The organism is Citrobacter sp. FDAARGOS_156 (genome assembly GCF_001559235.2).
GTDB lineage: Bacteria > Pseudomonadota > Gammaproteobacteria > Enterobacterales > Enterobacteriaceae > Citrobacter > Citrobacter youngae.
In genome coordinates, this window is record NZ_CP014030.2 from 1,169,108 (window position 1) to 1,190,287 (window position 21,180).

The window sequence follows — 21,180 nt, forward strand, 5'->3', positions numbered from 1 at the left end:
TCCCGTAGGGGGAGGGCTTATGCTTAAAAGATAGCCTGCTTAAGCTGCTGAATATAAGGAAATGAATATGCAACGTCGTGACTTTTTAAAGTATTCCGTGGCGCTGGGCGTCGCGTCAGCTTTACCTTTGTGGAGCCGCACCGCTTTTGCGGCTGACCGTCCTGCGTTACCCATTCCAGACCTGTTAACTGCGGATGCTTCTAATCGCATACAGCTGATTGTGAAAGCCGGGCAGTCGACGTTTGCGGGGAAAACCGCCACCACCTGGGGATATAACGGTAACCTGCTTGGACCCGCAGTAAAACTGAATACAGGTCAGGCGGTGAGCGTGGATATCCATAATCAGCTGGCCGAAGAGACGACGTTGCACTGGCATGGGCTGGAAATCCCTGGAGAAGTCGATGGCGGGCCGCAAGGTGTTATTCCGGCGGGCGGGAAGCGTTCAGTGACCTTTACCCCCGCGCAACGGGCTGCAACCTGTTGGTTCCATCCGCATCAACACGGGAAAACCGGACGTCAGGTTGCGATGGGCCTGGCTGGTTTGGTACTGATTGAAGATGACGAGATCCGCAAACTATTGCTACCGAAGCAGTGGGGTATCGACGATGTGCCGGTGATTATTCAGGACAAACAGTTTTCCGCTGACGGACAAATTAATTATCAGTTGGATATGATGACCGCCGCCGTCGGTTGGTTTGGCGATACGCTGCTAACCAATGGGGCGATTTACCCACAACATGCCGCGCCACGCGGCTGGTTGCGCTTGCGTCTGCTGAATGGCTGTAACGCACGCTCACTGAATATCGCGGCCAGCGATAACCGTCCCCTGTACGTGATTGCCAGTGATGGTGGATTGTTAGCTGAGCCGGTAAAAGTGACCGAACTACCGATGCTGATGGGTGAGCGTTTTGAAGTATTGGTGGATGTGAGCGACGGAAAAGCTTTCGATCTGGTCACATTGCCTGTCAGTCAGATGGGGATGGCGATCGCGCCATTTGATAAGCCACATCCGGTGATGCGCGTTCAGCCGCTGCTGATTACCGCCTCCGGCACGCTGCCGGATACACTGACAGCTATGCCGGCGCTGCCGTCGCTTGATGGGGTGACGGTACGCAAACTGCAGCTGTCTATGGATCCGATGCTCGACATGATGGGCATGCAAATGCTGATGAAGAAATACGGCGGGCAGGCCATGGCAGGGATGGATCATGGGAAGATGATGGGCCATATGAGTAACGACAATATGGGCCACGGAAACATGGATCATGGCAATATGAACCACGGTGAGATGGGGAATATGCAGCATGGCGGCATGGGCAACATGAAGCAGGATGGCACATTCGATTTCCATAATGCCAACCGGATTAACGGGCTGGCGTTTGATATGAATAAACCGATGTTTGCCGCGACGAAAGGCCAGCATGAACGCTGGGTCATTTCTGGTCAGGGCGACATGATGCTGCACCCGTTCCACATTCACGGCACGCAGTTCCGCATTTTGTCTGAAAATGGCAAAGCGCCTGCTGCGCACCGTACGGGATGGAAAGACACTGTGCGGGTAGAGGGCGGCGTCAGCGAGGTACTGGTGAAGTTTGACCACGATGCGCCGAAAGAACATGCCTATATGGCGCACTGCCATCTGCTGGAGCACGAAGACACCGGCATGATGCTCGGTTTTACGGTTTAAACAACGACGTCTCTGCGCTTGCCCGGCCTGCAGGATATTTCTTGTCGGCTGGGTAAGGCACATCCCCTGCATATTCTGCCATTGAACATAAAGTAATCGCCTTTGGGGCCGATAATCATCACATACCCAATGTGAGTTCAATGGATGAAAAAACGTGATTAAAAATATTCGTGTTATTACCGGTATTCTGCTGGTTCTCGCCATTTTCTGTTTACTGCAGGCCGTTACGGGAAGCCTGTTTTACTCTGCGGTAAACAATGACAGGCATAATTTCCAGAACTCAGGCACCCTCAACGCTCAGCAAGAAAATCTGAGTGACAGCGTCAATACGTTGATTAAAACCCGTGTTACGGTGACGCGCGTCGCCATCCGCTTTTTAAAAAATCAGCGCGATCCCGCCTCGTTGGCCGCTATCAACACGCTGCTCAATACCGCCAGTGATTCAATGAAGAAGGCCGAAGGCTATTTCGCCCAGTATCAGGGATTACCGCAGGTGACAGGGCAAGATCCGCAGATCGCCAGTGAAATGGAAAAGCAGTATCGCCAGATGCACGAAGTGATGAAATTATCGATTGAGTATCTGCGAGCGAATAACTATCAGGCTTATGGCGATCTTGATGCCCAGAAAGCGCAGGATGAGATGGAAACGAGCTATGAGCACTGGCGAAACGAGAATAATGCGCTGCTGCAGCATGCTGCTGCGGAGAATCAGCTCAGTTTTTCCCGTATGCAGTGGACACTGGGAGGCATCGTTCTGGTTGTGCTGATCGTTCTGGGCATGATCTGGAGCGGGTTGCAACACATCCTGCTTAAACCGCTGGCGCAGATTATGGAGCATATTCGCGTCATTACCGGTGGAGACTTAACCCATAAGCTCAATGTTGAAGGTCGCAACGAAATGGGCCGACTGGCGATGGGGTTGGAAGAGATGCAACAGTCGCTGATTTCGACAGTCACTGCCGTACGCAATAGCTCGGAGTCAATTCATACCGGGGCCGCTGAAATATCCTCGGGCAACAACGACCTTTCTTCGCGCACCGAGCAGCAGGCGGCCTCGCTTGAGGAAACGGCCGCCAGCATGGAGCAGTTGACCGCGACAGTGAAGCAGAATACGGACAATGCGAAACAGGCAACCCAATTGGCGAAAAACGCCTCTGATACTGCCGCTCGCGGTGGTCGTGTTGTTGATACCGTTGTGCATACGATGAGTGAAATAGCGGACAGCTCGCAGCAAATCGCGCAGATCACGAACGTTATCGACAGTATTGCCTTCCAGACCAACATTCTGGCGCTGAACGCCGCGGTAGAAGCGGCCAGAGCCGGAGAGCAGGGGCGCGGTTTTGCGGTTGTGGCAGGTGAAGTCCGGACTCTGGCAAGCCGTAGTGCCCAGGCAGCAAAAGAGATCAAAGCGCTGATTGATAATTCAACCCACTGTGTAGGCATGGGATCGCAGCAGGTTTCGGATGCCGGTAAAACCATGGCAGAAATTGTCGCGGCGGTGACCCGTGTGACCGATATCATGGGCGAAATTGCGTCTGCTTCTGAAGAGCAGAGTCGGGGGATTGAACAGGTTAGCCTCGCGGTTTCGCAGATGGACAGCGTGACCCAGCAAAACGCCGCGCTGGTGGAGGAGTCTGCGGCGGCGGCGGCCTCTCTGGAGCAACAGGCCGAGCAGTTGCGGCAGGCCGTTGCGGTATTTCGTATTACCCGCGAGAAGGCGGTGAGTGGGGCTCGAAAACCACTGCAGGACGCTCCGCGCCAGGATCGCGTTGTCTCTACTACCCAGGATCAACATTGGGAAACGTTCTGACCTGAAAAAGTCCGATTTTGCTCACGCTAAAAGCCGGGTTCGTTGCCCGGCTTTCGTGTATTCAGAGCGCGTTAAAATGCGTGCGCAGGCTCTCTGAGTAACTATCAGAGGAATGCGGTCTCTTTGCTGGTATACTTCATCCACTGAATTGTTTGTATGCTGTCGCAAGTTTTGTGGTTAGTGCGAGCCACCGTCTCTTTGGCGGTGTATCAAGGTAAGTGCTTTCTTTCGATTTGCATGATGTGTTAACTGATAAAAATCAGTGAGTTATTTCTTTTATGAAACATACTGTAGAAGTCATGATCCCGGAAGCGGAGATCAAAGCGCGTATTGCCGAACTGGGACGTCAGATTAACGAGCGTTACAAGGACAGCGGCAGTGATATGGTGCTGGTAGGCCTGTTACGCGGTTCATTTATGTTTATGGCTGACCTGTGCCGTGAAGTGCATGTCTCCCACGAAGTCGATTTCATGACCGCCTCCAGCTACGGCAGCGGAATGTCCACCACGCGTGATGTTAAAATCCTCAAAGACCTGGATGAAGACATTCGTGGCAAAGACGTGCTGATTGTTGAGGACATCATCGACTCCGGCAACACGCTGTCAAAAGTGCGTGAAATCCTGAGCCTGCGTGAACCTAAATCTCTGGCGATTTGTACGTTGCTGGATAAACCTTCTCGCCGTGAAGTGAACGTACCGGTCGAGTTTATCGGTTTTTCCATTCCAGATGAGTTCGTTGTTGGCTACGGCATTGACTATGCACAACGTTATCGCCATCTGCCGTATGTTGGCAAAGTGGTGTTGCTGGACGAGTAATGGGCTGGAGCGCCTGATGGCGCTTCGCTTATCAGGCCTACGGCGCTGATTTGTAGGCCGGGTAAGGCGTAACCGCCACCCGGCAATATTACCTTACTTATGGTTGCTGTGCTTCTGGCTGAGGTTTGACAACCCCTGTCGGTAGCGTTGCTCCAGTGTTTCGCGGCTGGTAGCCGTGACGTCCAGATCGCGCAGCAGACCATCATGAATACCGTAAGCCCAGCCGTGAATTGTCACTTTCTGACCGCGTTTCCAGGCTGAACGCATAATGGTTGAGTGGCCCAGGTTATAGACCTGCTCCATAACATTCAGTTCGCACAGGGTGTCCATGCGACGTTCCTGCGGCATTTCGCCCAGCAGTGAGCTGTGTTTAAACCAGATATCGCGGATATGCAGCAACCAGTTATCAATCAGCCCCTGTTCTTTATTTTCAATAGCCGCCTGGACGCCGCCGCAACCATAGTGGCCACAAATAATAATGTGTTCCACTTCCAGCACATCCACCGCATACTGAACCACTGAGAGACAGTTCAGGTCGGTGTGAATGACCAGATTAGCAACATTACGGTGAACAAACAGTTCACCCGGTTCAAGACCGGTTAAACGTTCAGCGGGAACGCGGCTATCGGAACATCCAATCCATAGAAAACGCGGATTCTGCGCATGCGTCAGCGTTTCAAAAAATCCGGGATCCTCTTCTATCAGCATCTTTGACCATAGTGCATTGTTGCTGATGAGTGTATCTATGTCTTTCATGGAGTTGTACAACCCGAAGCCAGATAAATTCGATGGGCTAATATAGGGTAACTCCGGCATTATTTAAACTATATATAAAATGTCAGAACGTAAGGTAAGTAAAAAACCATGACCATTGCTCTGGAACTTCAACAACTTAAAAAAACCTATCCCGGTGGCGTTCAGGCGTTGCGTGGCATAGATTTGCAAGTCGAAGCGGGTGATTTCTATGCGCTGCTAGGTCCCAATGGCGCGGGGAAGTCCACCACCATCGGTATTATCAGCTCGCTGGTGAATAAAACCTCCGGGCGGGTGAGCGTGTTCGGCTACGATCTCGATAAAGACACGGTTAACGCCAAGCGTCAGCTTGGGCTGGTGCCGCAGGAGTTCAACTTTAATCCGTTTGAAACCGTGCAGCAGATCGTGGTCAACCAGGCCGGTTACTACGGCGTAGAGTATAAAGAGGCGGTTAAACGCAGTGAAATTTATCTAAAACAGCTCGACCTGTGGGAAAAACGTAACGAGCGTGCGCGCATGCTTTCCGGCGGGATGAAGCGCCGCCTGATGATTGCCCGTGCGCTGATGCACGAGCCAAAATTACTCATCCTTGATGAACCAACTGCCGGTGTTGATATTGAATTACGCCGCTCAATGTGGGGCTTTTTAAAGGATTTAAACGATAAAGGTACGACGATTATTCTAACCACCCACTACCTTGAAGAAGCGGAAATGCTGTGTCGCAATATCGGCATTATTCAGCACGGCGAGCTGGTGGAAAACACCTCGATGAAAAATCTGCTCTCTAAGCTCAAATCTGAGACGTTTATTCTCGATCTGGCGGCGAAAAGTCCGCTACCTAAGCTGGAAGGCTATCAATACCGCCTGGTTGATACCTCCACGCTGGAAGTTGAAGTTCTGCGCGAACAGGGGGTGAACAGCGTGTTCTCGCAGCTGAGCGCTCAGGGTATTCAGGTATTGAGTATGCGGAACAAGGCGAACCGGCTGGAAGAGCTGTTTGTTTCTCTGGTTCATGAAAAACAAGGAGATCGCGCATGATGCAGCTTTACTGGGTCGCGCTGAAAAGCATCTGGGCGAAAGAGATCCACCGCTTTATGCGTATCTGGGTGCAAACCCTGGTGCCGCCCGTTATCACCATGACGCTCTATTTTATTATCTTTGGTAATTTGATTGGCTCACGGATCGGTGAAATGCACGGTTTTAGCTACATGCAGTTTATCGTGCCGGGGCTTATCATGATGGCGGTGATTACCAACTCGTACGCTAATGTGGCGTCGTCGTTCTTTAGCGCCAAGTTTCAGCGCAACATTGAAGAACTGTTGGTTGCACCGGTACCGACGCACGTAATCATCGCCGGTTTTGTCGGCGGTGGCGTGGCTCGCGGTCTGTGTGTGGGCATTCTGGTCACGGCTATCTCACTGTTCTTCGTGCCGTTCCAGGTGCACTCCTGGGTCTTCGTGGCGCTGACGCTGGTGCTGACGGCGGTGCTGTTTTCGCTGGCGGGCTTGCTGAACGCGGTTTTCGCCAAAACCTTTGACGATATCAGTCTGATCCCGACCTTCGTGTTAACGCCGCTGACCTATCTGGGGGGCGTTTTCTACTCGTTAACGCTGTTACCGCCGTTCTGGCAGGGACTGTCGCACCTGAACCCGATTGTCTACATGATTAGCGGGTTCCGCTACGGTTTCCTCGGCATTCACGATGTGCCGCTGGTGACGACCTTCGGTGTGCTGGTGGTGTTTATCGCCGCGTTTTATTTACTGTGCTGGTATCTGATTCAGCGCGGGCGCGGACTGCGCAGCTAACCTCTTTTCCTCTCCCTGAACGGGAGAGGAAACTTTTGATGTTTATCACCCTTACATATTTATCACCCTGATAAACTACTTGCCTGCTAAGGAGGTAGGCGATGCTAGGTTGGGTAATTACCTGTCATGACGATAAGGCACAGGATATGCTGCAGCGTCTGGAAAAAAAGCACGGCCCTTTGGTCCAGTGTCAGGCGGTGAGTTTTTGGCGAGGTCTCAGCTCGAACATGCTAAGCCGTATGATGTGCCATGCCCTGCATGCCACAGACTCAGGCGAGGGCGTGATATTCCTGACCGATATGGCCGGGGCTGCGCCTTACCGCGTGGCTTCGTTAATGAGCCATAAACATCCCCAGTGTGAAGTCATTTCTGGTATCAGCTATTCATTACTTGAGCGAATGATTTCGTCGCGGGAATCAATGAGCAGTTCTGCGTTTCGCGATTGCATCGTTGCGCTTGGCGGGCCTGAAGTCTCCAGTCTCTGGCATCAGCAACAAAAAAATCCCCCCTTCGTGTTGAAGCATGATTTGTATGAGTATTAATCATTGGTATTGATGGCGCTTTTGCTACAATAGCCGGGGTTTCTCGCCTCGGTTATCTCATATGGTTATGCGCCTTCTGCTTGTTTTATTGCTCCTGTTCTCTGGCAGCGTTGCTGCGGCGTTGCCTGCTCGTTATATGCAAACGACCGAAGCGGCTGCCGTTTGGGCGCAGATCGGTAATAAAATGGTGACGGTCGGGAATATTCGCGCCGGTCAAATCCTCTCAGTAGAACCGATGGCCGCTGACTACTATGAATTCCCCTTTGGCTTTGGTACCGGGTTTATCGATAAGGGACACCTGGAGCCTGTTCAGGGCCGGCAGAAGGTTGACGATGGTTTAGGCGACCTCAACAAGCCGCTCAGCAATCAAAGCCTGGTAACCTGGAAAGACACGCCCGTTTATAATGCTCCGGATGTCGGTAGCGCCCCGTTTGGCGTACTGGCGGACAACCTGCGCTATCCCATCATTAGTAAGCTCAAAGACCGACTTAATCAGACCTGGTTTCAGATCCGCATTGGTGGCAGGCTGGCCTATATCAGTGCGCTGGATGCGCAGGAAGACCACGGTATTCCCGTGTTGACCTACCATCATATTCTGCGTGATGAAGAGAATACCCGTTTTCGCCACACCTCCACGACGACCTCTGTGCGTGCGTTCAGTAACCAGATGGCCTGGCTCCAGGATCGTGGTTACACCACGTTGACGATGTATCAACTGGAAGGCTACGTGCAGAATAAAATGAACCTGCCTGCACGGGCGGTGGTGCTGACTTTTGATGATGGTCTCAAGTCGGTGAGTCGTTATGCTTATCCGATTCTGAAGCAGCACGGCATGAAGGCAACAGCGTTTATCATCTCCTCACGCATCAAGCGGCACCCGCAGAAGTGGGATCCGAAATCGCTGCAGTTTATGAGCATCTCTGAACTGAATGAGATCCGGGACGTGTTCGACTTCCAGTCGCACACCCATTTTTTACATCGGGTTGATGCGAATCGCCGGCCGATCCTGCTGAGTCGCAGCTATCACAATATTTTGTTCGATTTCGCCCGTTCGCGCCGGGCACTGTCCCAGTTTAACCCTCACGTCCTGTATCTTTCGTACCCGTTTGGCGGTTATAACGCCACGGCGGTAAAAGCAGCAGGCGACGCGGGATTCCACATGGCGGTCACCACGGTGAGAGGGAAGGTTAAGCCGGGAGATAATCCGTTCTTATTGAAAAGGCTTTATATTTTAAGAACGGATTCGCTGGAGACGATGTCGCGGCTGATAAGCAACCAGCCGCAGGGGTAAGGCTATCAGGCAACCTGTACCGGAATAGCTTTCGCGGTACGCTTCATTTCGTTGTCGCCTTCAAAGTAAGCCACTTTCGGGCGCCATGTACGGGCTTCTTCATCAGACATGGTGACGAAGCTGGCGATAATCACAATGTCGCCAACCTCTGCACAATGCGCTGCCGCACCGTTCACCGAGATGATTCTGGAGCCGCGTTCAGCCGCAATTGCATAGGTTGAGAAACGTTTCCCATTCGTCACGTTCCAGATATCAATAGCTTCATTTTCCAGAATACCGGAGGCATCAAGGAAATCCTGGTCGATGGCGCAGGAGCCTTCATAGTGCAGGTCCGCCTGCGTGACTTTTACACGGTGGAGCTTGCCTTGCAGCATGGTGCGAATCATAACTTCTATACCCTGTCGTTTACCTTGGCTAAGCAGGTGCTACAGACCTGCTTTGAGAATTTTCAGGCAGTATTGCCTGATTTTTAACCCCTGTCTACTGGGCTAATGTAACGCTTTGATTATCGATCAGACGAGCCTGACCCAGCCAGGCGGCAACCAGAATCACTGCGCGTTTACTGCTTTCAGTCAGTTCAAGCAGCGTGTCGGCGTCGCGGATCTGAATGTCGTCGGCGCGGAAGCCTTTTTCATTCAGCTCGTGTTCAGCAATGGCGATAATCTCTTCCAGATCGCGTTCCCCAGCCTGTAATTTTTCGCCAATGCGGCTCATCACTTTGTACAAGCCAGGGGCGACTTTACGCTGCTCTGCCGTGAGATAGCCGTTACGCGAGCTTAGGGCTAAGCCGTCTTTGGCGCGAATAATCGGTACGCCGACGATCTCAATGTCATAACCCATATCCGCCACCATTTTGCGGATCAGCGCCAGTTGCTGGAAATCCTTCTCGCCAAAGCAGGCGATATCTGGCTGGATCAAATTAAACAGCTTGCTGACGATAGTGGAAACACCACGGAAGTGACCCGGACGGCTGGCGCCTTCAAGCATGGTAGACAGTCCCGGAACATCAACATAGGTATGACCTTCCGTGCCCTGCGGATAGATTTCTTTCTCTGATGGCGCAAAGACGATATCGACTTTGCGTTTGTTCAGCTTTTCGCAATCTTCCTGCAGCGTGCGTGGATAGCGCGCCAGGTCTTCCACACGGTCAAACTGCATTGGGTTGACAAAAATACTGACGATCACCACATCAGCCTGAGCCTTTGCTTCATCAACCAGCTTCATATGGCCGTCGTGCAGGTTGCCCATTGTCGGAACCAGCGCGACGCGTTTGCCTTCCTGACGCAGACGACGAATGTGCTGGCGCAGCAGCGGCAGAGTTTCAATAATTAACACTTGGACTCCTTAATGGAAACTGTGTTCTTCACCCGGATAGACGCCGGATTCAACCTCAGCAATATACTGCCGTACTGCGGCGCGCATGTCGCCCGCTTCAGCGAGGAAATTTTTGGCAAATTTAGGGATATGGCCGCCGGTAATGCCAAATGCATCGTGCATGACGAGGATTTGTCCATCAGTGACGTTACCTGCGCCAATACCAATAACCGGAATCGACAACGCATCGGTGACGCGCTTCGCCAGCTCAACCGGTACGCATTCCAGCACCAGCAACTGAGCGCCAGCCGCTTCCAGCGCCAGCGCGTCGTCGAGCAGTGTTTGCCCGGCATCACCACGGCCTTGCACCTTATAGCCACCATAAATGTTGACGGACTGCGGGGTCAGCCCCAGATGACCGCACACCGGGACCGCGCGTTCGGTGAGCATTTTCACCGTATCGACCAGCCACGCACCGCCTTCTACCTTGACCATGTTGGCGCCCGCACGCATAACCACCGCGGCATTTGCAAAGGTTTGTTCTGGCGTAGCGTAGGCCATAAACGGGAGATCGGAAAGCAGCAGGCAGTTGGGTGCCCCGCGACGCACGGCGCGGGTGTGGTAGGCGATATCTTCAACGGTGACGGGGAGGGTAGAATCATGGCCCTGAACGGTCATGCCCAGCGAGTCGCCAACCAGCATCACATTGATACCTTCGTCGGCAAAGAGTTTCGCGAAGCTGTAGTCGTAAGCCGTAATCGTCGCGAAGCGTTTCTTCTCTTGCTTGTATTTTTGCAGCAATGAGATTGTTGTCGGTTTCATAACATTTCCTGATGGTGAAAGTCATATTTAACGGCATTCTAGCAGTCACATTCAGGGGGGCAATTGATTTAAGCAATCGTTTGGCGCGAAAGCAGTAAACGCTAAAGGGAAAGGATTACTTTACCAGTGTGCAGGTTTTGCTGCACCGAGTTGGGCGAGGTGTTGATGTAGGCTGGTTCCGTCCGGGAAGCTCAGTTCAGGCGCAATTTCATACAGCGGCCACAGCATGAAGCCGCGGTTCTTCATGTCGTAGTGCGGCACGGTCAGACGTTCGGTGTTAATCACTTCATCGCCAAACAGCATGATGTCGAGGTCCAGCGTACGCGGGCCCCAGCGTTCAGCTTTACGTACGCGACCCTGCTGTAGCTCAATGCGTTGGGTGTGATTAAGCAGTTCTTCGGGCGCGAGAGTCGTTTCCAGCGCCACGGCCGCGTTCAGGTAGTCTGGCTGATCCTGTGGGCCTAACGGCGGCGTACGGTAAAACGAGGAAACGGCGACGATGCGGCTGTCGGGAATGTCGCCGATCGCTTGCACGGCAGCATTAACCTGCTCCAGAGGTGAGGCTAAATTGCTGCCGAGCGCAATATAAGCGAGGGTCACGCGGAACCTTCGCGACGTGGCGCACGTTTGCGCGGACGACGATGGCGGCGGCGTTCTGGTTCTTCGTCGAGTTCGTTCAACATGCCTTTTTGTTCCGGCGGCGCGGAAACCTGGAATTCGCCCCACCACTGCGCCAGACGCTGCAGTTCGGCGTTATTTTCCACTTCGGCACGCAGGGCCAACAAGTCGTAGGCAGCGCGGAATTTTGGATGCTCCATCAGCTTCCAGGCGCGTTTGCCCTGACGACGGGACATGCGTAACTGAAGCTGCCAGATATCACGGGTGAGCGACGTCAGACGCTTAGGAATAGCCAGCGAGCGGCAGGCTTCGTCCAGTACATCGTTCATCGCCAGTGCGAAAGCGTCGTAATAGGCCAGACCGCTTTCCTGTGCGATTTTCTGCGCTGCTTCCAGTAACGGGTACCAGAACATCGCCGCAAACAAGAATGCCGGATTCACGCGCATATCATTGTGGATACGGGTGTCGGTATTCTTTAGTACCTGGGCAATGATGCGTTCCATCGCGCTGTCACCGTCTTCGGTGAAATAGCGGGTGATGGTTGGGAACAGCGGCTGGAACAGGCTGTACTCACGCAGTTTTTTATAGGTTTCATACCCGTAGCCCGCCTGTAACAGTTTGAGCGCTTCTTCAAACAGGCGTGCGGGGGGAATATCGTTAAGCAGCGTTGCCAGACGTGGGATCGGCTCTGCGGTTTCAGGGCTGATACGCATGTCGAGTTTGGCGGCAAAGCGCACGGCACGCAGCATACGTACAGGATCTTCGCGGTAGCGCGTTTCCGGATTACCAATCAGGCGGATGACGCCATCTTCGAGATCCTGCATGCCTCCGACGTAATCACGCACGGTGAAATCGGCCACGCTGTAATACAGGCTGTTAATCGTGAAGTCGCGGCGCTGGGCATCTTCTTCGATGGAGCCGAAGATGTTGTCACGCAGCAGCATACCGTTTTGCCCGCGCTGTGACGTTGTGCGATCGGACTCACTGCCTTCATGGTGTCCACGAAAAGTCGCAACTTCGATAATTTCCGGGCCAAACATGACATGGGCCAGACGGAATCGACGCCCAACCAGGCGACAGTTACGAAACAGTTTTCGCACCTGATCTGGCGTTGCATTGGTGGTGACATCAAAATCTTTCGGCTTTTTGCCCAGCAAAAGATCGCGTACGCCACCGCCTACCAGCCATGCCTCGTATCCGGCCTTATTGAGCCTGTACATTACCTTCAGGGCATTTTCACTGATATCTTTGCGGGAGATAGAGTGCTGCTCACGCGGGATTACCGTCATATGCGGACGGGCGACGGCAAGCTCGGCCTCGCGCTCCTCACGGCTTAGCACCTTGCGGCAAAAATTAGCGACTCGGGTAAAAATAGTGCACCTCGGTAGTGTCAAACTTCAGTCAGAACAAGTGTTGCTGTGTAAAAATCGCGGCTAATCATAGCTCAGCATGAGTCATTTGAGAATGCCGGATTTACATTCACTGAACCCGGCACAGTCGTAAGCGTCCAATTTTGCACCGCAGTTTGCAGTAATTCTTCCACACTCAGCGCTTGCCACGGTATTACAGTGTTCTGGCCGAGGAAGCGCAACGCGTTAATGAGAACCGGGCGTGGATCGCCGTGCGGCAGGGCAGGCGCATGATTCTGTTTAGAAAGTTTAGCGCCTTGCTCGTTGAGCGCCAACGGCAGATGAATATAGTCCGGTACTTGCCAACCGAACTGTTGATACAACGAAATTTGGCGTACAGTCGGTTCGATGAGATCCGCGCCGCGTACAATCTCTGTTACTCCCTGGAAGTGGTCATCAACCACTACTGCAAGGTTATAAGCAAACAGTCCGTCGCGTCGGTGGATAATAAAGTCTTCCCGTGCAAGCTCTGGGTCGGTGTGAATATTGCCGCGCAGCAGGTCGTTAAAGTGTAAAACGGGATGCTGTTGCTTGATGCGTACCGCTGCATTTTCCGGCCCGTGGCGTAACGCACGGCAATGACCGTCGTAAATCCCGCCAATACTCTGAATACGGGCGCGTGTGCAGGTACAGTAGTAACTTAAATCTTGTTGTTGTAACCAGGCCAGTGCCTCACGGTAGGCGTCATGGCGTTGCGACTGCCACATGATTTCGCCATCCCAGTGCAGCCCGTAATGTTCCAGCTGACGCAGAATCGTCTCTGCAGCACCGGGAACTTCACGAGGGGGATCGATATCTTCAATGCGTACCCGCCAGATTCCGCGCTGTGCACGGGCCTGCAGATAACTGCCGAGGGCGGCTACCAGGGAACCAAAATGCAGTTCACCGGAAGGTGAAGGGGCAAAACGGCCAATGTAGGGTTTGTCTGTCATGTCGATGGATAATATAAAAGAATAAGGCGGGAGAAACTCCCGCCCAGGTACTGTCGGATTAGCGTAATGCTACCCGGCATGCAACAGTCTACGGGATTAACCCGCCATCTGTTTTTCGCGAATTTCTGCCAGCGTTTTGCAGTCGATGCACAGATCGGCTGTTGGACGGGCTTCCAGACGACGAATACCAATTTCTACGCCGCATGATTCGCAGTAGCCGAAATCTTCGTCTTCTACTTTCTTCAGTGTCTTCTCGATCTTTTTGATCAGTTTGCGCTCACGGTCACGGTTACGCAGCTCAAGGCTGAATTCTTCTTCCTGTGCGGCACGGTCAACCGGATCAGGGAAGTTAGCCGCTTCGTCCTGCATATGAGTCACAGTGCGATCGACTTCATCCCTGAGTTGATTACGCCATGCTTCAAGAATACGCCTGAAGTGCGACAGCTGGGCTTCGTTCATATACTCTTCGCCCGGTTTCTCCTGGTACGGCTCCACCCCAGCGATGGCGAGAATACTCAGGGACGATGTTTTACGGTTTTGCCCTTCTTGCATGTTGCTTCTCCTTAACACGCACTATCGATCCCCATGTTCGGGGGAAAAATCAGGTCGCTATAAATAGCAGATGCTTTTCCGGATAGCAATTATCTATACGTAACACTTGACAACCCTGTGAGGAAAAGCGTATTTGCGCACGCGGCCAGAATATTAATTAACCCGTTGTTTACACCATTACAAGGCAATGGGCAACGGCTCTTTAAGAGTCATACCATGGGCAGAAAGTTCCGCTTTATAAACCAGAATTTCGACCCCCTTTAGCTGTGCTTCGACTAATAACTGCGCATATTTTGCATCGATATGGCGCGCGGGTGAAAACCGTGTAATGGCTGAATGTAGTACCGCGAAAAATATGACGGCACGTTTACCTTCAGCCGCTACGCTCATCAATTCCCGAAGATGTTTCTGACCTCGTTCAGTTATGGCATCGGGAAAATAACCATACTCTTTTTCCGCCAACGTGACTGATTTTACTTCAATATAGCAGTCAGTCCGGGAATCTGCCTGTAACAAAAAATCAATACGGCTGCCTTCTGCTCCGTATTTTACTTCACTTTTCAACACGCTGTAGCCAGAAAGCTCCGCAATGAGTTCATTCTGAATAGCCTCTTTCGTTAAGCGATTGGCCCATAGCGTGTTAACACAAATAAATGCATCAGATGCGGTTTGCGTTAATTCCCAGGTATGTGGATATTTCCGCTTAATATTTTCTGATGTTGAATACCAGACGGTATCACCCGGGGTTGCGCATCCGGTCATTGCTCCGGTATTTGGGCAGTGTAGCGTCAAGGTTGTGCCATCCGGTGTGATCACATCCGCTAAAAAACGTTTATAGCGCTGAATTAGCGTAGCGCGTTGTAAAGGGGGAGAAAATTGCATGAATAATACCCTTGATTATTTGCTCAGCACCCAGCGTTGCAAGGTTGAATAGCGAGTGCGTCCTCGCTCAAATGACGAGGCATAAAGCGCAAACTCCGTAACCGGAAATGACCAGCAAAAACCGGGGGGCGGGATGGCGACTGCATGACTGGCATCGCGCAAGAGCGTGATATGCGGGTGAAAGGGCTGTGGGCTCTGGTAGCATCCGCTGCGTGCGGCCTGTGCTCGCAGCATATTGGCCAGTTGCAATAACCCGCGTGGCGGCTGACGCATTCCCAGCCACACAACCCGCGAACGCAGCCATTGCCCTGCATCGTCCAGCCTGAGCGTGAACGCCGGCTGGCGAATGCGTCCAGCCAGTTGTGATAGCGCCTGCTGTTTCTCGGCACTCACATTCCCTAAAAAAGCCAGCGTCAGGTGCAGATTGTCTGCGGCGACCGGACGGCCCGCCTCTGGCGGAAATTGTGCGGCTCGCCAGTGGATGAGCTGCTCCCGAACCTCAGCAGGCAATTCAATGGCAAAGAACAGCCGTTTCGGCTCAGACATGATGGATACTCGGTTATGAATTAACGCGATGCTACAATGCAGCGCGAAGAATGTTAACCCTCTGGAGTCATTTGTGACGTCGTTGCCCGTTGCCGCCATAGTGCCTGAACTGCTTACCGCCCTTGATGCTTCACCGCAGGTCCTGCTGACCGCGCCGACCGGTGCCGGGAAATCGACTTGGCTGCCGCTACAGCTTCTGGCGCATCAGGGGATATCGGGGCGCATTATCCTGCTGGAACCGCGTCGCCTGGCGGCTCGCAATGTGGCACAACGACTGGCGGAGTCGCTGAACGAAAAGCCCGGCGAAACCGTGGGCTATCGCATGCGTGCGCAAAGCTGCGTGGGGCCGCAAACCCGGCTTGAAGTGGTCACGGAAGGTGTGCTCACACGCATGATCCAACGTGATCCAGAATTGCAGGGCGTTGGTCTGGTGATCCTTGATGAATTTCACGAGCGCAGCCTGCAGGCGGATCTGGCACTGGCGCTGCTGTTGGACGTACAGCAAGGCTTGCGGGACGATTTAAAACTGCTGATTATGTCAGCCACACTGGACAACGGGCGTTTGCAGCAGCTGTTGCCTGACGCGCCTACCCTTGTTTCCGAAGGACGTGCGTTTCCTGTTGAACGGCGCTACCAGCCGCTGGCGACGCATTTTCGTTTTGATGAGGCGGTTGCTATTGCCACCGCGGAGTTGCTACGTAACGAGAGTGGCTCGTTGCTGCTGTTTTTACCGGGTGTAGGGGAAATTCAGCGCGTGCAGGAACAGCTGGCAGGCCGCGTGGGTAGCGATATTCTGTTGTGTCCGCTGTACGGCGCATTGACGCTTGCTGAGCAGCGACAGGCCATTTTGCCCGCGCCGCAAGGTAAGCGCAAAGTGGTGCTGGCGACCAATATTGCCGAAACCAGCTTAACGATTGAAGGTATCCGGCTGGTGGTGGACTGTGCCCAGGAACGCGTGGCGCGCTATGACGCGCGCACCGGTTTAACGCGGTTGATTACCCAGCGCATCAGCCAGGCATCGATGACCCAGCGAGCCGGGCGTGCAGGTCGTCTGGAGCCCGGTATCTGTCTGCATCTGCTTGCCAAAGAGCAGGCGGAAAGAGCGGCGGCGCAGGGAGAGCCTGAGATATTACAGAGCGATCTGTCCGGTCTGCTAATGGAACTGTTGCAATGGGGATGCACCGATCCTGCACAGTTGAACTGGCTGGATACGCCGCCCGCTATCAACCTGCAGGCGGCAAAACGGCTGTTACAGATGCTGGGCGCGTTGGAGGGCAACAGGCTAAGTGCCACGGGGCAGAAAATGGCGGTATTGGGTAATGATCCCCGTTTAGCGGCTATGCTGGTTAGCACCAACAATGATAACGAAGCGGCAACGGCGGCGAAACTGGCCGCGATTCTGGAAGAGCCGCCGCGCGGTGGCAGTACCGATTTAGCCGTCGCATTTTCACGAAATCAGCCCGCCTGGCAACTGCGTAGCCAGCAGCTATTGAAGCGCCTGAATGTGCGGGGAGGCCAGCCCGATAGCGAACGGTTAGCACTTTTACTGGCGCAGGCGTTTGCCGACAGGATCGCGCGCCGTCGCGGGTTGGATGGACGTTATCAACTGGCCAACGGGATGGGGGCGATGCTGGATGCCGATGACGCCCTGGGGCGCCATGAGTGGTTGATTGCGCCGTTGTTATTGCAAGGAAGCGCGTCACCGGATGCGCGTATTTTACTGGCCTTGCCGCTGGATATTGAAGCGTTGATGCAGACGTGTCCTGAACTGCTGCAACAGTCCGATACCATCGAATGGGATGAAGCCCAGGGAACGTTAAAAGCACTGCGCCTCACGCGGATAGGCCAGTTGACGCTAAAAGTGCAGCCGTTGGCTAAACCTTCGGAAGACGAGTTGCATCAGGCGATGCTGAATGGTATTCGCGATAAAGGGCTAAGTGTGCTCAACTGGACGCCGGAGGCTGAACAGTTTCGGCTGCGCCTGCATTGCGCGGCAAACTGGTTGCCGGAGTACGACTGGCCTGCGGTAGATGAGGATTCTCTTCTGGCGGCGCTGGAGAGCTGGTTATTGCCGCATATGAGCGGTGTGCACTCTTTACGCGCGCTCAAAGCATTAAATGTGGCTCAGGCATTGCGCGGTTTGCTGGACTGGTCAATGCTGCAACGTCTGGATAGTGAACTGCCTGCGCATTACACTGTGCCGACGGGAAGCCGGATAGCCATCCGCTATCACGAGGATAATCCCCCGGTGTTGGCGGTCAGGATGCAGGAAATGTTTGGCGAAGCGAATACGCCAACCATCGCCGGGGGGCGTGTGCCGTTGGTGCTGGAGCTGCTTTCTCCGGCCCAGCGACCGCTACAGGTCACCAGCGATCTGAGCGCATTCTGGAAAGGATCGTACCGTGAGGTACAAAAAGAGATGAAAGGGCGTTATCCCAAACACGTCTGGCCGGACGATCCGGCGAATACCGCGCCAACGCGGCGCACCAAAAAGTATTCATAAATTGAGAGATTTCTTCTTCTGTCGCCTGACGGAAGAACAGAGAATCGGGCCTTTGCGCCTGAATGTTGCGGAGAAAAAGCATGGCGGGGAATGACCGCGAGCCAATTGGACGTAAAGGGAAACCGTCACGTCCGGTGAAACAAAAGGTGAGCCGTCGTCAACTCAGAGATGACGAGTATGACGACGATTATGATGATGACTATGAGGATGAAGAACCGATGCCGCGTAAGGGTAAGGGCAAAGGGCGTAAGCCTCGTGGTAAGCGTGGCTGGTTCTGGCTGCTGGTAAAACTGTCGATCGTCTTTTTGGTGCTGATCGCGATATATGGCGTGTACCTGGACCAAAAAATCCGTAGCCGCATTGATGGCAAAGTCTGGCAACTGCCTGCGGCTGTTTATGGCCGGATGGTTAACCTTGAGCCAGAAATGCCCATCGGCAAGAACGAGATGGTGAAACTGCTGGAGGCGACACAGTACCGTCAGGTGACGAAAATGACGCGCCCGGGCGAATTTACCGTGCAGGCGAAGAGCATTGAGATGATCCGCCGTCCGTTTGATTTCCCGGACAGTAAAGAAGGGCAGGTGCGTGCGCGTCTGACCTTTGATGGCGATCATCTGGATACTATTGAGAATATGGATAACAACCGCCAGTTCGGTTTCTTCCGTCTCGATCCGCGTTTGATCACCATGCTGTCTTCCCCTAACGGTGAGCAGCGTCTGTTCGTTCCGCGTAGCGGCTTCCCGGATTTGTTGGTAGATACGCTGCTGGCGACCGAAGACCGCCATTTCTATGAGCACGACGGCATCAGCCTCTATTCCATTGGACGTGCGGTGCTGGCGAATCTGACGGCCGGTCGTACGGTGCAGGGAGCCAGTACGCTGACACAGCAACTGGTGAAAAACCTGTTCCTGTCCAGCGAGCGCTCGTACTGGCGTAAAGCGAACGAAGCCTATATGGCGCTGATCATGGATGCGCGCTACAGCAAAGACCGCATTCTTGAGCTGTACATGAACGAAGTTTATCTCGGTCAAAGCGGCGATAATGAAATTCGCGGCTTCCCGCTGGCGAGTCTCTATTATTTCGGTCGTCCGGTGGAAGAACTGAGTCTCGACCAGCAGGCGTTGCTGGTGGGGATGGTTAAAGGGGCGTCAATCTACAACCCATGGCGTAATCCGAAGCTGGCGCTGGAGCGTCGTAATCTGGTGCTGCGCCTGCTGCAACAGCAGCAGATTATCGATCAGGACCTGTATGACATGCTGAGCGCGCGCCCGTTAGGCGTGCAGCCGCGTGGCGGGGTGATTTCACCACAACCAGCGTTTATGCAGATGGTACGTCAGGAGCTACAGGCGAAGCTGGGCGATAAAGTCAAAGATCTCTCCGGTGTGAAAATTTTCACCACCTTTGATTCCGTGGCACAGGATGCGGCAGAAAAAGCGGCGGTGGAAGGCATTCCGGTGCTGAAGAAACAGCGCAAGCTGAGCGATCTGGAAACCGCGATTGTGGTCGTTGACCGCTTTAGCGGCGAGGTTCGTGCGATGGTCGGCGGCGCAGAGCCGCAGTTTGCGGGCTATAACCGCGCGATGCAGGCCCGTCGTTCCATCGGTTCTCTGGCAAAACCGGCAACCTATCTGACGGCGCTGAGCCAGCCGAAGCTGTATCGCCTGAATACCTGGATCGCCGATGCGCCGATTGCGCTGCGCCAGCCGAACGGTCAGGTGTGGTCACCGCAGAACGATGACCGTCGCTATAGCGAAAGCGGTAAAGTAATGCTGGTGGATGCGTTAACGCGTTCAATGAACGTCCCGACCGTCAATCTGGGGATGGCGCTGGGCCTGCCCGCGGTTACCGAGACCTGGACGAAACTGGGCGCCCCGAAAGATCAGCTCAATCCGGTTCCGGCGATGCTGCTGGGGGCGTTGAACCTGACGCCAATTGAAGTGGCACAGGCGTTCCAGACCATCGCCAGCGGGGGTAACCGTGCGCCATTATCAGCACTGCGTTCGGTCATTGCTGAAGATGGGACCGTGCTGTATCAAAGCTTCCCGCAGGCAGAGCGCGCAGTGCCTGCACAGGCGGCATATATGACGCTGTGGACCATGCAACAGGTGGTTCAACGCGGTACGGGTCGCCAGCTTGGCGCGAAGTACCCAGGGCTGCATCTGGCAGGGAAAACCGGGACCACCAACAACAACGTGGATACCTGGTTTGCCGGTATCGACGGCAGCCAGGTGACGATTACCTGGGTAGGCCGCGATAACAACCAGCCAACCAAGTTGTACGGCGCCAGCGGCGCGATGTCGATTTATCAGCGTTATCTGGCGAACCAAACGCCAACACCGCTGGTGCTGACGCCGCCGGAAGATGTTGTTGATATGGGTGTAGATTACGACGGTAACTTTGTGTGCAGTGGTGGTATGCGTACGCTGCCAGTGTGGACTACCGATCCGGATTCGTTGTGTCAGCAAGGTGAGATGCAGCAGCAGTCAGGTAATCCGTTCGATCAATCAACGCAGTCGCAGCCTCAACAGCAGCAGCAACAACAGCCGCCGCAGCAGGAGAAGAAAGACAGCGACGGCGTCGCAGGTTGGATCAAGGATATGTTTGGCAGCAACTAATGCCTACCTCAAAACCCGCTCCGGCGGGTTTTTCTTTTGACGCCATTCGGTTTTGTTTTGCCTGATGGCGCTGCGCTTATCAGGCCTACGGAATTTGAGCAGCCGTGTCGCTATCCGGTACGTCTTCCGTTAAAACATTTCAGCTTAATTTATTAACCCTTTCTTTTCATCTGGTTATTTCTTAACCCCTTAGTTTTAGTAGGGGCGCGTAGTGCTTGCGATCGCAACAGCGTTTCGAATATCATGCTCCCGTTATAATAATAATTCTCGTTTACGTTATCATT

The 21,180-nt window shown here is 53.7% G+C and carries 19 protein-coding genes; 9 read left to right on the top strand and 10 right to left on the bottom strand.

Features of this window, described 5'->3' with window-relative positions; translation table 11 throughout:
- Positions 1-67: 67 nt before the first annotated feature.
- From cueO to hpt, 3 genes are all read left to right on the top strand, one after another.
- Entirely contained in the window at positions 68-1,687 is a 1,620-nt protein-coding gene (gene cueO / locus AL515_RS05690; RefSeq protein WP_061067261.1) for a multicopper oxidase CueO, read from the top strand.
- A 154-nt stretch (positions 1,688-1,841) separates the two neighbouring features.
- Complete coding sequence (gene tcp, locus AL515_RS05695) at positions 1,842-3,497, top strand: methyl-accepting chemotaxis citrate transducer (protein WP_061067262.1); 1,656 nt, start codon at positions 1,842-1,844, stop codon at positions 3,495-3,497.
- A gap of 278 nt (positions 3,498-3,775) precedes the next feature.
- A complete protein-coding gene (hpt, locus tag AL515_RS05700; RefSeq protein ID WP_003018658.1) occupies positions 3,776-4,312 on the top strand; it encodes a hypoxanthine phosphoribosyltransferase in 537 nt (178 codons plus the stop codon).
- Positions 4,313-4,405: 93 nt separating this feature from the next.
- Here hpt and can read toward each other — a convergent pair whose 3' ends face one another.
- The gene (gene can / locus AL515_RS05705; RefSeq protein WP_008786227.1) at positions 4,406-5,068 is read right to left on the bottom strand and encodes a carbonate dehydratase; all 663 of its coding nucleotides are present in this window, start codon (positions 5,066-5,068) and stop codon (positions 4,406-4,408) included.
- Between the two features lie 108 nt (positions 5,069-5,176).
- Here can and AL515_RS05710 point away from each other — a divergent pair, with 108 nt between their 5' ends.
- From AL515_RS05710 to AL515_RS05725, 4 genes are all read left to right on the top strand, one after another.
- Complete coding sequence (locus AL515_RS05710) at positions 5,177-6,103, top strand: ABC transporter ATP-binding protein (RefSeq protein ID WP_048212670.1); 927 nt, start codon at positions 5,177-5,179, stop codon at positions 6,101-6,103.
- The gene (locus AL515_RS05715; RefSeq protein ID WP_003829467.1) at positions 6,100-6,870 is read left to right on the top strand and encodes an ABC transporter permease; all 771 of its coding nucleotides are present in this window, start codon (positions 6,100-6,102) and stop codon (positions 6,868-6,870) included. The genes AL515_RS05710 and AL515_RS05715 overlap by 4 nt, the downstream gene beginning before the upstream one ends.
- A 101-nt stretch (positions 6,871-6,971) precedes the next feature.
- On the top strand, positions 6,972-7,412 hold the full coding sequence (locus tag AL515_RS05720; RefSeq protein ID WP_048212669.1) for a PTS sugar transporter subunit IIA: 441 nt from the start codon (positions 6,972-6,974) through the stop codon (positions 7,410-7,412).
- A 61-nt stretch (positions 7,413-7,473) separates the two neighbouring features.
- Positions 7,474-8,703, top strand: a complete 1,230-nt coding sequence (locus tag AL515_RS05725) for a polysaccharide deacetylase family protein (protein ID WP_061067263.1) — start codon at positions 7,474-7,476, stop codon at positions 8,701-8,703.
- 5 nt (positions 8,704-8,708) lie between these two features.
- Here AL515_RS05725 and panD read toward each other — a convergent pair whose 3' ends face one another.
- The 9 genes from panD to thpR form a co-directional block, all read right to left on the bottom strand.
- Entirely contained in the window at positions 8,709-9,089 is a 381-nt protein-coding gene (gene panD / locus AL515_RS05730; RefSeq protein WP_000621526.1) for an aspartate 1-decarboxylase, read from the bottom strand.
- A 94-nt stretch (positions 9,090-9,183) separates the two neighbouring features.
- On the bottom strand, positions 9,184-10,038 hold the full coding sequence (panC, locus tag AL515_RS05735; RefSeq protein WP_061067264.1) for a pantoate--beta-alanine ligase: 855 nt from the start codon (positions 10,036-10,038) through the stop codon (positions 9,184-9,186).
- A 9-nt stretch (positions 10,039-10,047) separates the two neighbouring features.
- On the bottom strand, positions 10,048-10,839 hold the full coding sequence (gene panB / locus AL515_RS05740; protein ID WP_048212666.1) for a 3-methyl-2-oxobutanoate hydroxymethyltransferase: 792 nt from the start codon (positions 10,837-10,839) through the stop codon (positions 10,048-10,050).
- A gap of 120 nt (positions 10,840-10,959) precedes the next feature.
- Positions 10,960-11,439, bottom strand: a complete 480-nt coding sequence (gene folK, locus AL515_RS05745) for a 2-amino-4-hydroxy-6-hydroxymethyldihydropteridine diphosphokinase (RefSeq protein WP_048212665.1) — start codon at positions 11,437-11,439, stop codon at positions 10,960-10,962.
- Entirely contained in the window at positions 11,436-12,830 is a 1,395-nt protein-coding gene (gene pcnB / locus AL515_RS05750) for a polynucleotide adenylyltransferase PcnB (RefSeq protein ID WP_204266837.1), read from the bottom strand. Before pcnB ends, folK begins: the two co-directional genes overlap by 4 nt.
- A 71-nt stretch (positions 12,831-12,901) precedes the next feature.
- Positions 12,902-13,798 carry a tRNA glutamyl-Q(34) synthetase GluQRS gene (gluQRS, locus tag AL515_RS05755; protein WP_061067265.1) on the bottom strand — a complete coding sequence of 299 codons (897 nt, stop codon included), beginning with the start codon at positions 13,796-13,798 and terminating at the stop codon, positions 12,902-12,904.
- Between the two features lie 96 nt (positions 13,799-13,894).
- Positions 13,895-14,350 (bottom strand): RNA polymerase-binding protein DksA, encoded by a 456-nt coding sequence (dksA, locus tag AL515_RS05760; protein ID WP_003829221.1) that lies wholly within the window; start codon positions 14,348-14,350, stop codon positions 13,895-13,897.
- A gap of 177 nt (positions 14,351-14,527) precedes the next feature.
- Positions 14,528-15,232, bottom strand: coding sequence for a DNA/RNA nuclease SfsA (gene sfsA / locus AL515_RS05765; protein ID WP_061067266.1), 705 nt, complete (start codon positions 15,230-15,232; stop codon positions 14,528-14,530).
- 15 nt (positions 15,233-15,247) lie between these two features.
- On the bottom strand, positions 15,248-15,778 hold the full coding sequence (thpR, locus tag AL515_RS05770) for an RNA 2',3'-cyclic phosphodiesterase (protein WP_048212662.1): 531 nt from the start codon (positions 15,776-15,778) through the stop codon (positions 15,248-15,250).
- A 73-nt stretch (positions 15,779-15,851) separates the two neighbouring features.
- Between thpR and hrpB the strand changes: the two genes are divergently transcribed.
- Together hrpB and mrcB are read left to right on the top strand one after the other, a co-directional pair.
- The gene (gene hrpB / locus AL515_RS05775; protein ID WP_061067267.1) at positions 15,852-18,281 is read left to right on the top strand and encodes an ATP-dependent helicase HrpB; all 2,430 of its coding nucleotides are present in this window, start codon (positions 15,852-15,854) and stop codon (positions 18,279-18,281) included.
- Between the two features lie 80 nt (positions 18,282-18,361).
- The gene (mrcB, locus tag AL515_RS05780; RefSeq protein ID WP_048212660.1) at positions 18,362-20,896 is read left to right on the top strand and encodes a bifunctional glycosyl transferase/transpeptidase; all 2,535 of its coding nucleotides are present in this window, start codon (positions 18,362-18,364) and stop codon (positions 20,894-20,896) included.
- Positions 20,897-21,180 lie beyond the last annotated feature (284 nt).

Bases quoted from the DNA above. Each gene is read 5' to 3' on its own strand.
- mrcB (WP_048212660.1), top strand. From the start codon at position 18,362: ATGGCGGGGAATGACCGCGAGCCAATTGGACGTAAAGGGAAACCGTCA.
- panB (WP_048212666.1), bottom strand. From the start codon at position 10,839: ATGAAACCGACAACAATCTCATTGCTGCAAAAATACAAGCAAGAGAAG.
- cueO (WP_061067261.1), top strand. From the start codon at position 68: ATGCAACGTCGTGACTTTTTAAAGTATTCCGTGGCGCTGGGCGTCGCG.
- can (WP_008786227.1), bottom strand. From the start codon at position 5,068: ATGAAAGACATAGATACACTCATCAGCAACAATGCACTATGGTCAAAG.
- AL515_RS05725 (WP_061067263.1), top strand. From the start codon at position 7,474: ATGGTTATGCGCCTTCTGCTTGTTTTATTGCTCCTGTTCTCTGGCAGC.
- sfsA (WP_061067266.1), bottom strand. From the start codon at position 15,232: ATGCAATTTTCTCCCCCTTTACAACGCGCTACGCTAATTCAGCGCTAT.
- hpt (WP_003018658.1), top strand. From the start codon at position 3,776: ATGAAACATACTGTAGAAGTCATGATCCCGGAAGCGGAGATCAAAGCG.
- gluQRS (WP_061067265.1), bottom strand. From the start codon at position 13,798: ATGACAGACAAACCCTACATTGGCCGTTTTGCCCCTTCACCTTCCGGT.
- dksA (WP_003829221.1), bottom strand. From the start codon at position 14,350: ATGCAAGAAGGGCAAAACCGTAAAACATCGTCCCTGAGTATTCTCGCC.
- AL515_RS05710 (WP_048212670.1), top strand. From the start codon at position 5,177: ATGACCATTGCTCTGGAACTTCAACAACTTAAAAAAACCTATCCCGGT.
- AL515_RS05720 (WP_048212669.1), top strand. From the start codon at position 6,972: ATGCTAGGTTGGGTAATTACCTGTCATGACGATAAGGCACAGGATATG.
- thpR (WP_048212662.1), bottom strand. From the start codon at position 15,778: ATGTCTGAGCCGAAACGGCTGTTCTTTGCCATTGAATTGCCTGCTGAG.
- panD (WP_000621526.1), bottom strand. From the start codon at position 9,089: ATGATTCGCACCATGCTGCAAGGCAAGCTCCACCGTGTAAAAGTCACG.
- AL515_RS05715 (WP_003829467.1), top strand. From the start codon at position 6,100: ATGATGCAGCTTTACTGGGTCGCGCTGAAAAGCATCTGGGCGAAAGAG.